The organism is Pararhodospirillum oryzae (assembly GCF_007992075.1).
In the GTDB taxonomy this organism is placed as follows: Bacteria; Pseudomonadota; Alphaproteobacteria; order Rhodospirillales; family Rhodospirillaceae; genus Pararhodospirillum; species Pararhodospirillum oryzae.
Genome location: NZ_BJZO01000156.1, coordinates 1 through 2,904 on the forward strand (window position 1 = coordinate 1; position 2,904 = coordinate 2,904).

Consider the following 2,904-nt stretch of genomic DNA (forward strand, 5'->3'; position numbering starts at 1 on the left):
CGCCAGGGCAATCGGTTCGCCCGATTGCCCTGGAGGGTATGGGGTGTTCCCTGCCGGTGTTTCTCGCGTACTGTCCGCGAGAGACGCCGGGGGATTCCCCGTCGTTTTGCGTTTTCCTTCGTTTTTCGTCTCTTTTCGTTCCCTTAACCGGACCTGACCATGCAAGAAATGCGGCCCCGCCCTTCCTGGCCGGTCGTGTGGATCCTGGCCACGCGACCGCATACCCTGCCCTTGTCCATTTCCCCCGTGATTGCCGGGTCGATCCTGGGATGGGCCGAAACCGCCAGCCTTCGCCTGGACATCACGCTGGCCGCCCTTGTGTCGGCGGTGGCGATCCAGATCGGCACCAACCTGCATAACGATGCCGCCGATTCCCGCAACGGCACCGACCGCGCCGACCGCAAGGGGCCGCTGCGCGTGGTGCAGGCCGGATGGGTCAGCGCGGCGACGGTCGAACGGGGCGCCCATGTGGCCTTCGTCCTCGCCTTGCTGGCCGGTCTTTACCTGATCGCCCAGGGGGGGGTGCCCATCTTCCTGGTGGGGCTGGCCTCCCTGCTGGCCGGGTATGCCTATTCCGCCGGGCCGTGGCCGATTTCGCGCGGCCCCTGGGGCGAGGTGTTCGTCACCTTGTTCTTCGGCCTGATCGCGGTGGGCGGCATGGATTACCTGTACTCGGGGACCGTCAGCGTGGCCGCCGGCCTGCTGGGCCTCGCCATCGGCCTGACCGCCGCCGCCGTCTTGCTGGTCAACAACACCCGCGATCGCGACGGCGACGCCGTGGCCGGCCGGCGTACCCTGGCCATCTTGCTGCACCGTCCCGCCATCAACCGCTTCTACACCGCGTTGATGATCGGGGCCTTCGTGTCCGCCCTGGCCCTGCCGCTCACCAACCCGGGCCTGATCGGGGCCCTGGCCGGTCTCGCCTGCCTGCCGGTGTTGCGAAGCACCTTGCGGACGTTCCTGGACGCCCGGGCGCCCGAAACGTTCAATGGCTGCTTGCGCCTGACCGCGCGATTTCAGATCCTGCTGGTCGCGGCCGTCGGGCTGGGCCTGATCGTGACCCGCGCGTTTTTCTAAAAGGGAGGCCTTGTCTGGCCCCCTGGTCCCGGAGGGTGTTTTTCCATGATTCCCGTTTTGCTGCCCCTCGGCCTTGGCTTCATCATGATGGCCCTGGGGCTGGGGTTGCGCGGGGGTGATTTCATCCGGGTCCTGCAAGCCCCCCGCGCCCTGGTGGCCGGGCTGGTCAGCCAGATGGTGCTGCTGCCCGCCCTGGCCGGGGGCCTGCTCGTCTTGTACGACGGCCCTCCCGCTTTTGGGTTTGGTTTGCTCTTGCTGGCCGCGTGCCCGGGGGGAATCACCTCGAACCTGCTCACCGCCCTGGCCCGGGGCAACGTGGCGCTATCCATCTCGATGACCGCCGTCACCAGCCTGCTCAGCCTGGTTTCCATTCCCCTGATCCTGGGCCTGGCGCAAGGATTGACGACCGGGGCCTCCCAGACGGTTTTCGTGCCCGTGGGCCAGGTGCTGGCCAGCGTTTTTGTCGTGTGCGCGCTGCCTCTGGCCGTGGGCATGGGCGTGGCCGCCCGCTGGCCGGGCATGGCCCGGCGCCTGCACGGTTCGGCCCGGCGGATCTCCACCGTGATTTTCGCCGCCATCGTGGTCGGTGCCTTCTGGGGCCAGCGCGAAACCATGCTCGCCCATGCCCTGGACGTGGGCCCGTGGGCCCTGGCCTTGAACCTGGGCACCATGGCCCTGGCGATGGCGGGCGCGGCCCTCATGCGTCTGCCCCGGGCCGACGGCGTGGCCATTGCCCTGGAATGCGGCCTGCAAAACGCCGCCCTGGCCATCTTCCTGGCCACCTCGGTGTTTCACAGCCCCGACATGGTGGTGCCGGCCATCGTCTATGCCCTTCTCATGAACCTGAGCGCCGGGGGCTTCATCGCCTGGGCCCGCCGGCGCGCCTTGCCCGAACCCGCCTGGGAGGGAGTTCGCCCATGACCACCGTCCCGTCTTCCCCCGCCTCCTTCGTTCTGGTGCATGGCGCCTGGCATGGCGGCTGGTGCTGGGAACGGGTCGCCCCCCTGCTGCGCGCCCGGGGGCATCGGGTGACCACGCCCACCCTGACCGGCCTGGGCGAGCGCCACCACCTGCTGGCCCCGGGGATCACGCTGTCGGTGTTCGTGGCCGACATCGTCAATCATCTGATCTGGGAAGACCTGCGCGACGTGATCCTGGTCGGGCACAGCTTCGGGGGCGCGGTGATCTCCGGGGTGGCCGATCAGGTGCCCGAACGCCTGCGCCAGTTGGTGTTCCTGGATGCCCACCTGCTGGAAAGCGACGAAACCACCTTCGACCGCATGCCCGGCCCCATCGTCACCGACCGTCTGCTCGCGGCCGCGCGCGCGAGTGGCGGGGTCAGCTTGCCGGTGCCGCCGGCCCGTGCCTTCGCGGTGACCGATCCGGCCGACGTGGCCTGGCTGGAAGCGCGCCTGACGCCCCATCCCCTGGATACGTATCGCACCGCGATGACCTTGCAGCGACCGCTGGGGGCGGGCCTGCCGGTGCGCTACATCGCGTGCACCGATCCCTGGTACCGGCCCTTGGAGGTCTCCCACGACCGGGTGCGCGCCTATGGCTGGCCGATGGAGGAACTGGCCACCGGCCACGATGCCATGGTCACCGCGCCCCAGGCCCTGGCCGAATGCCTGCTGGCGTCCGTCCGGTCCTAAAGCATTTTCAGCCGAAATGGGTACCGTTTCGGCGGTTGTAAAGTGATGTAATTCAATAAGTTAGAGCGCATTCGCTGATCTGGTTTGATAAGAATGCGCTCTAGCGTTCGTCAGGGAAACGTGGGCACCGCTTTTCCAGAAAAGACAAACTCATACCAACGGTCGGAACTGATGA

Annotated in this window: 3 protein-coding genes; all 3 read left to right on the top strand. The window is 67.7% G+C overall.

Annotated elements, in window-relative coordinates; genetic code table 11:
* Nucleotides 1-159: 159 nt before the first annotated feature.
* Genes menA through ROR02_RS16155 form a run of 3 tightly spaced genes read left to right on the top strand, consistent with a single transcriptional unit; the run spans nucleotide 160 to nucleotide 2,729 of the window.
* Nucleotides 160-1,077 (top strand): 1,4-dihydroxy-2-naphthoate octaprenyltransferase, encoded by a 918-nt coding sequence (gene menA, locus ROR02_RS16145; RefSeq protein WP_147165067.1) that lies wholly within the window; start codon nucleotides 160-162, stop codon nucleotides 1,075-1,077.
* A gap of 45 nt (nucleotides 1,078-1,122) precedes the next feature.
* Nucleotides 1,123-1,998, top strand: coding sequence for a bile acid:sodium symporter family protein (locus tag ROR02_RS16150; RefSeq protein ID WP_147165068.1), 876 nt, complete (start codon nucleotides 1,123-1,125; stop codon nucleotides 1,996-1,998).
* Nucleotides 1,995-2,729, top strand: a complete 735-nt coding sequence (locus ROR02_RS16155; protein WP_147165069.1) for an alpha/beta fold hydrolase — start codon at nucleotides 1,995-1,997, stop codon at nucleotides 2,727-2,729. The genes ROR02_RS16150 and ROR02_RS16155 overlap by 4 nt, the downstream gene beginning before the upstream one ends.
* Nucleotides 2,730-2,904: the final 175 nt, after the last annotated feature.